Raw genomic sequence first — 7,166 nt, 5'->3', positions numbered from 1 at the left:
CATACGGGCTGGTCAGCCCCTCGACCTGCTCCACGCCCGCCACGCCCGCCGCGACCGCCCGCCGCCGCCGCTCCGATGCCGCCCGCCTGGCTCGCCTGCTCGGCGCCACGCCCGCCGCCTGCGCCGCGGCCACACCTACGGCGCCTGCCGTCCTGTCGGTCCGGGGTCTGACGGTCCGGTTCGGCGCGGTCACCGCGGTGCGCTCGGTCGACCTGCGGGTGGAACCCGGTCAGATCGTCGGGATGATCGGCCCGAACGGCGCGGGCAAGACGACGGTCATCGACGCGATCACCGGTTACACCCCGTCCTCGGTCACGTCGATGACGTTGGGCGGCGTCCGGCTGGACCGTCTGCCGGCGCACCGGCGGGCCCGCGTCGGCATCAGCCGGTCGTTCCAGAACCTGGAGCTGTTCGACGATCTGACGGTCATCGAGAACATTCAGGCGGCCAGCGACCGCCGGGACACCCGCGCCTATCTCACCGACCTGCTGTTCCCCCGGGGACGTCCGCTCGAGCCGGCCGCGGTCGCCGCGGTCGACGCCTTCGGGCTGCGCGACGATCTCCTGCGCACCGTGGCGGAGCTTCCCTACGGTCGCCGTCGGCTGCTGGCCATCGCCCGGGCTGTCGCGGCGCGCCCCGCCGTGCTGCTGCTCGACGAGCCGTGCGCCGGGCTGGACGAATCGGAGAGCACGGAGGTCGCGGGCCTGCTGCGTCGGCTCGCCGACGGCTGGGGGCTGGGCATCCTGCTCAACGAACACGACATGGACGTGGTCATGGGGGTCTGCGACCGGGTGGTCGTGCTGGACGCCGGGGAGCGCATCGCCGAGGGGACGCCGGAGCGGGTGCGCGACGACCCCCGGGTGCGGGTCGCCTGCCTGGGGGAGGCGGCGGTCCCGGCACGGTTGACGGTCCCGGCTCGGTTGACGGACCCGGCCCGGTTGACGGACCCGGCCCGGTTCGCGGCCGGCCCCGCGGTGCTGGCGGCGCGGGGCCTGTCCGCCGGCTACGGCAACGGCCCGGTGGTCCGCGACCTCAACCTGGAGGTGCACGCCGGCGAGGTCGTGACCCTGCTCGGCCCGAACGGTGCCGGCAAGACGACGACACTGCTGGCGCTGGCCGGCGCGATCCCGTCAGCGGGAGGCGAGGTCCTGCTCGCCGGGGCCGTGACGACCGCCGCGCTGCACGAACGGTGCCGGCGTGGCCTGAGCCTGGTTCCCGAGGAACGCTCGGTCATCATGGACCTCACCGTCCGGGAGAATCTCCGGGTCGGTCGATGCGACCCGGACCTCGCCCTCGCGGTCTTCCCCGAGCTCGCCGAGCACCTCGACCGGCGGGCGGGGCTGCTCTCCGGGGGCAGCAGCAGATGGTGACCCTCGCGCGCGCCCTGGCGCGCCGGCCCACGGTTCTGCTCGCCGACGAGCTCTCGCTGGGCCTCGCGCCGCGCGTCGTGGACCGTCTGCTGGCGGCGGTGCGCGCCGCCGCGGACGACGGGCTCGCCGTGATCCTCGTCGAGCAGCACGTCCGCAGCGCCCTGTCGATCGCCGATCGGGTGCACGTCCTGCGGCACGGGGCCCTCGCCTGGTCGGGCACCGCAGCCCAGGCCCGTGCCGACCGGGAGATCCTGCTCGGCGCCTATCTGTCACCCGGGCGGCCGGCGGACTCCGGCGATGGCGCCCTCAGCGGCCCCCGTGTCTGACCCGGGTCAGCGCGAGCGCGTGCCTGACCCGGGTCAGCGTGTGCCTCGGAGTCAGGAGGCGGCCCGGCGCAGGATGTCTAGGCCGGAGTAGGTCTCCGGGCCGAGCGGCACGAAGCTCTTCGACGCGCTGTCCCACCGGGCTCCCCGCAGCGTGGTGTTGAAGATCCGTTCCGCCCCGGGGATCGGCGTCGTCGCCGTGAGGTTCAGCCGCGGGACGATGCCGCCCAGGTCCAGGTCGGTGGTCCGGTTGAGCTGGTCGAGCAGGGTGCGGGCGGTGAGCTCGCCGGACACCTTGTTGCCCACCTTCTCGGCGATCTGCACGGACAGCCACGCGCCGGTGGTGGTCGTCGTGGTGCGCAGCGCGGGGGCCGCGTCCGCGTCCCCGCCGGCCTGCTCGGCGTCCAGTTCGGAGATTATCCGGGCGACCTCCGGGAACTGGCCGGCCTGGCTCAGCTCGGGGAACGCGGTCGCGACCACGAGGTTGTCCGCGGCCGGACCGAGCGTCGACAGGTACTTCGGCGAGAGGGTTCCGGCCGCGTGGCAGGTCCGGACCCGCTGGCCGGCCTGGGAGATCACCGCATAGGCGGCCTGGTCGAACACGACGAGCACGGCTCCGTCGGCACCGGACCGGGTGAGCTGGGAGATCGCCGGGGTGAAGTCGCTCGTCGTGATCGGAATACGGATCTTCGGATTGATCGGACGGTTTACCGCCTTCGCGCCGCCCTCGGCCATGATGATGAGCCGGTCGCTGGCGCTGAGGTCGTAGCCGACCAGCCCGAGGCGGGTGGCCCCCGCCTTGGCGAGCAACGACGGGCAGACCGCGGGGTAGAGGGTCAGCGGGCTGATGACGTAGCTGATCGGGGAGCTGAGCTCGGATCCGTCGGCCGAGATCCCGGCCGAACCGATGGACGGGACCCCCGCGTTCTCCAGGATGGGCATGATCCCGCCCGAGCCGCTGACCTCGCTGACGACCGCGAGCACGTGCTGATCCACCGCCTGCTGGGCGCACTTCCTGGCCATGGCGGCGTCGTTCTTCTCGTTGCAGTGCACGAGCTCGACCCGGTGGCCGGCGATCCCGCCCCGGGCGTTGACTCCGCGCACGGCGGCCCGGGCGGCGGCCACCATCTCCGGGTAGTTCGTCCCGGACGTGCCCACCGGGGCGATGATCATCAGCTTGACCGTCGATCCGGCCGAGGAGGTGCCGGTGGCTTCGCCGTCCGAGTCGCCACCGCACGCGGCGAGCGTGCCCGCCAGCACGGCGCCCAGAACCGCCGCGGCGAGCCGCCGGAGCCCGTGCCGTCGTCCCACCGTGCCGCCTCCTCGTCGTGCGTGCCTCGTCATGCGTCCCGTGTTCCAGTCCCCTGCCGGGCCCCGCCACGGTAGACCTGCCTGCTCAGGACGGATACGCCCGGGTTAGCCGGGACCCGCACGGGCCGCGGCGCGGGGTCGCGTCCCGGCGTCAGATCACCTCAGATCACCTCAGAGCACCTGGGACCAGGCGTAAGTGAACCCCATGATCTGGTCGGCGAGGGTCTCCAGGCGGGCCGCGACGGTTGGGTCGAGTACTCGCCCGTGCGGGTCGAAGAGCGGCACCGCGGTGTTCAGGGTGACTCCCAGCGGGGTCGGCCAGCCGCGCAGGGCGTGCACCGTCGAGCGCAGGGCCGTCAGCGTCGTCCCGGCCGCCTGCGTGCCCCGGGCTCCGACGATCAGTGCGACCGCCCGGCCGTCCAGGTAGGGCCGGGGCGTCCTCCAGATAGTCCAGGGCGTTCTTGACCTGGCCCGACATCCCGCCGTGGTAACCGGGAGTCGCGATCACGAGGCCGTGGCCCGTTCGACGGCGGCGAGGAGGCGCAGCGCCGCGGCGGGACGTTCCTGGCGTTCCGGCGCGTACATCGGCAGGTCCAGGTCCGCCGCACCGAGCAGCATCGTCTCCGCGCCGGCCTGCCCCATCATCGCCAGCACCGTCGCCAGGGCCTGGTGGGTGGTGGAGTTCGCCCGGCTGCTGCCACCGATGCCGACGATTAACGGGCGGCGGCGACGGGCCCGCACCGGACCGGGACCGTCCGGCGGCGTGTCGGGCGAACGGTGCGCCGAGACCCGGCTGGGCAGCCCGGAGACGGGATCCGTACCGACCGTCTGGCTGCCCGTCTGGCTGCGCCCGCTCCTCGGCTCGCCGTTGCTGGCACCCGGTTGGAATATGCCGAATGTGTCTCCCACTACCCCTCCTCGTCCCGGATCCAGGCGTCCTGGTCCGGCGTCTCGGTCCGGCGTCCCGGATCTGGCTCATGTCGGTCCGGCGATGGACCGCCACCCGCGTGCCGTCGCGTCTGTCCTATCGCGGATGTCCTATCGGACGGGCTGACCGCACCGATCGAGGGGGTTGCGGGTCCGGCGCAGCGCGGCCGGCAGCGCGCGGGCGCCCGGCCCCAGCTCGGCGATCCGGTCGTGCGGATTCGAGATGCGGCAGCGAAGCAGCGACAGGCAGCCGCAGCCGATGCACGAGTCGAGTCCGTCACGCAGCGCGACCAGAGCCGCGATCTCGTCGTCCAGCCGGCCGCGCCACCGCCGCGAGACCGCGGACCAGTCCGCCTTGGTCGGCGTGCGCGACTCGGGCAGCGACGACAGGGTCTCCCGCACCTCGTCGAGACTGAGCCCGACCGCGGTGGCGGCGCGGATGAACGCCAGCCGCCGCAGGACATGGCGCTCGTACCGGCGCTGCCCACCCGAGGTCCGGGTGGCGGTGAGCAGGCCCCGCTGTTCGTAGAAGCGCAGCGCCGACGCGGCGAAGCCACTTCGTTGCGAGAGCTCACCCACGGTCATCAGATCGGTAGGAAGCATGCCCGCAGACTATGGTGTTGAAGTTGAACTCAACATGAGGTTCCCGGAACCCGGCGGCGCCGCGACGGGCTGGCCGTCATGCCTCGTCGCGCCCCGTCACGATTCGCCACGCCTCGTTACGTCCCGCCGCCCCTCGTTGCCCCTCGTTGCCCCGCGTCGCCCCTCGTCACACCCCGGTTCCGTGGTAACGGGGATCACCCCCGGCCGTCCCGGCAGCGCGTTTGCCGCGGTCGCCGCCCATGGCAGGCTTCGTCGCGATGGACGACATCACGCATCGGCGGTTCAACCCGCTCACCGGCCGTTGGGTTCTGGTCTCGCCGGGGCGGACGCGGCGACCGTGGCACGGCGGTCAGGAACCACCGCCGGTGCCGGCCGCGGTCGCCCATGATCCTCTATGCGACCTCTGCCCGGGCAACCTCCGGGCCGGCGGTGAACGCAACCCCTCCTACTCCGGTACCTACGTGTTCACCAACGACTTCCCGGCGCTGCGTCCCGACCCGGTCCGGCCCGCCGCCCCGCCTGTCGGCCCGCCCGTCGGCCCGCCCGTCGACTTGCCCGCCGACCCGGCTCCGGTGTGGCCGGCGGGTCCCGGATCGGGCCTGCTGCGCAGCGAACCGGCCCGGGGGACGTGCCGGGTCGTGTGCTTCGGCCCTCGTCATGATCGCGGGCTCGTCGACATGACTCCGGCCGAGGTCCGGGCGGTCGTGGACACCTGGGCGGCGCAGGAGGAGGAACTCTCCCGCACCTGGCGCTGGGTGCAGGTCTTCGAGAACCGCGGCACCGCGATGGGCGCGTCGAACCCGCACCCCCACGGTCAGATCTGGGCCTGCGACGTGTTGCCCGATGAGCCGGCCGCCGAGGACGCGCGGCAGCGGGAGCACTTCGCCCGGTCTGGCAGCTCCCTGCTGATGGACTACGCCGAGATCGAGACGGCGGCGGGGGAGCGGGTGATCCTGGCGGAGGAGCACTGGCTCGTCGTCGTGCCGTTCTGGGCGCTGTGGCCGTTCGAGACCCTGCTCCTGCCCCGGCATCCGGTCGACCGCCTCGCCGCGCTCTCCGACGACCAGCGGGACGGGCTGTCCCGCCTGCTCGGCCGCCTCCTCACCGGCTACGACGCCCTGTTCGACCATCCCTTCCCGTTCTCGATGGGCTGGCACGGGGCTCCCGGGCCGCATCCCGCGCCCGGACCCCGGCCGGGGCCGGGGCCGGGGCCGGGCCTTGATCCTGGCCGGGGACCCGGCGATCCACCCGCGGCGTTCTGGCAGCTGCACGCCCACTTCTATCCGCCGTTGCTGCGCTCCCCGACCATTCGCAAGCATCAGGTCGGCTACGAGATGCTCGCCGACGTGCAGCGCGACCTCACCCCGGAGGCAGCCGCGGACCGGCTGCGCGCCGTCATGGCTCCCGTCGCGGCGGACCGGGCCTGAGCCGAGCCCGCGCGGCCGTGGTCATCCCGCGTGCCGCAGGGCCCACGACTCCCCGACACTGGCGTCATGAGAGCCGCCGAGCATCCGGCCACCGAGCGTGCGGTGCGCGCGTTCGTCGAGACCTACGGAGAGCGGCCCACCCACCTCGTCCGCGCGCCCGCCCGGGTAAACCTCATCGGCGAGCACACCGACTACAACGACGGCTTCTGTCTTCCGGTGGCCATCGACCGGGAGCTGTGCATCGCCTTGCGCCGTAACGAGGCACCCGAGCTCCGGCTGGTGTCCGAGCAGGATGCGGTGCCCGCCGTGATCCCGCTGCCGCCGCCGGGCCTCGATACCCCGGTGTCCGCCCGGGCACCCGGATGGGTCCGGTATGTCGAAGGCGTCGCGGTGATGCTGGCCGCCGAGTCGGCCTCCCGTGCCGCCGCCGGGTCAGGCTTCCCGGCCGGAGGGGGCCCGGTGCCCTGGCGTGGCACGCTGGCCAGCGACATCCCCGTCGGCGCGGGACTGTCCTCCTCGGCCGCGCTGGAGCTGGCCGTCGCCCTGACCGGTGCGCATCTCGCCGGGTTGACGCCCTCGCCGACGGAGCTCGCGCTGCTCGCCCAGCGGGCGGAGAACCTCTGGGTGGGGGCGGCGACGGGCCTGCTCGACCAGCTCGCCTGCGCCGCGGGCGTGGCCGGCCACGCGCTGCGGATCGACTGCCGCACGCTGACGACCGAGCCGGTGCCGCTGCCGGGCGGGCTGGCCGTGGTGGTCATCGACACCGGCTCGCGCCGACAGGTGGTGACCAGCGAGTACGCCACCCGACGGGCGGAGTGTGAGCGGGAGGCGCGGGCGCTGGGCGTCGCCGCGTTGCGGGACCTCACGCCCCGGTCGATGGACGAGGCGGTGGCCCGGCTCGGCAGGTCCGCCCGGTCGGATGGGACAACCCGGCCGGGCGGAGCGGCCGGCGGGACCGGTCTGGACCCGGTCGCGCTGCGCCGGGCCCGGTTCGTCGTCGCCGAGAACGCCCGGGTCGACGCCGTCGCCGCGGCACTGCGCGCGGGCGACGCCCCAACGGCCGGGCGGCTGTTGCTGGCGGGGCATCGCGGGATCCGGGAGGACTTCGAGGTGTCGGGTCCGGAACTCGATGCGGCGGTCCAGGCGGCTCCGGGGTGCTTCGGCGCCCGGATGACCGGCGGTGGTTTCGCGGGCTGTGCGGTGGC

At 73.9% G+C, this 7,166-nt stretch carries 7 protein-coding genes and 1 pseudogene; 4 read left to right on the top strand and 4 right to left on the bottom strand.

Annotated features, from left to right (window positions below):
* Together ACY45C_RS08630 and ACY45C_RS08625 are read left to right on the top strand one after the other, a co-directional pair.
* A partial coding sequence (locus ACY45C_RS08630; RefSeq protein WP_462187099.1) for an ATP-binding cassette domain-containing protein occupies window positions 1-1,370 on the top strand: 1,370 nt, incomplete at its 5' end.
* On the top strand, window positions 1,364-1,696 hold the full coding sequence (locus tag ACY45C_RS08625; RefSeq protein ID WP_462187097.1) for an ATP-binding cassette domain-containing protein: 333 nt from the start codon (window positions 1,364-1,366) through the stop codon (window positions 1,694-1,696). The genes ACY45C_RS08630 and ACY45C_RS08625, both read left to right, overlap by 7 nt.
* A 51-nt stretch (window positions 1,697-1,747) precedes the next feature.
* On the opposite strand, the gene ACY45C_RS08620 is transcribed toward ACY45C_RS08625, so the two are convergent.
* From ACY45C_RS08620 to soxR, 4 genes and pseudogenes are all read right to left on the bottom strand, one after another.
* A complete protein-coding gene (locus ACY45C_RS08620) occupies window positions 1,748-3,004 on the bottom strand; it encodes an ABC transporter substrate-binding protein (protein WP_462187096.1) in 1,257 nt (418 codons plus the stop codon).
* 171 nt (window positions 3,005-3,175) lie between these two features.
* Window positions 3,176-3,343: a hypothetical protein gene (locus tag ACY45C_RS08615; protein WP_462187100.1), complete on the bottom strand. Its 168-nt coding sequence runs from the start codon at window positions 3,341-3,343 to the stop codon at window positions 3,176-3,178.
* 130 nt (window positions 3,344-3,473) lie between these two features.
* Window positions 3,474-3,658, bottom strand: a pseudogene (locus ACY45C_RS08610) (NADPH-dependent FMN reductase); the annotation flags it as partial.
* 384 nt (window positions 3,659-4,042) lie between these two features.
* Window positions 4,043-4,534 carry a redox-sensitive transcriptional activator SoxR gene (gene soxR / locus ACY45C_RS08605; protein WP_462187095.1) on the bottom strand — a complete coding sequence of 164 codons (492 nt, stop codon included), beginning with the start codon at window positions 4,532-4,534 and terminating at the stop codon, window positions 4,043-4,045.
* A gap of 257 nt (window positions 4,535-4,791) precedes the next feature.
* Between soxR and ACY45C_RS08600 the strand changes: the two genes are divergently transcribed.
* Together ACY45C_RS08600 and galK are read left to right on the top strand one after the other, a co-directional pair.
* Complete coding sequence (locus ACY45C_RS08600; protein WP_462187094.1) at window positions 4,792-5,961, top strand: UDP-glucose--hexose-1-phosphate uridylyltransferase; 1,170 nt, start codon at window positions 4,792-4,794, stop codon at window positions 5,959-5,961.
* Between the two features lie 66 nt (window positions 5,962-6,027).
* A partial coding sequence (gene galK, locus ACY45C_RS08595; protein ID WP_462187093.1) for a galactokinase occupies window positions 6,028-7,166 on the top strand: 1,139 nt, incomplete at its 3' end.

This window comes from Frankia sp. CcWB2, assembly GCF_977927585.1.
Note: the sequence above shows the minus strand (reverse complement) of the source record. Positions and strands in the feature narration are given on the sequence as shown.

What these genes read in the sequence shown, in the direction of transcription:
- ACY45C_RS08625 (WP_462187097.1), top strand. Translation starts at nt 1,364, where the DNA reads ATGGTGACCCTCGCGCGCGCCCTGGCGCGCCGGCCCACGGTTCTGCTC.
- soxR (WP_462187095.1), bottom strand. Translation starts at nt 4,534, where the DNA reads ATGCTTCCTACCGATCTGATGACCGTGGGTGAGCTCTCGCAACGAAGT.
- ACY45C_RS08600 (WP_462187094.1), top strand. Translation starts at nt 4,792, where the DNA reads ATGGACGACATCACGCATCGGCGGTTCAACCCGCTCACCGGCCGTTGG.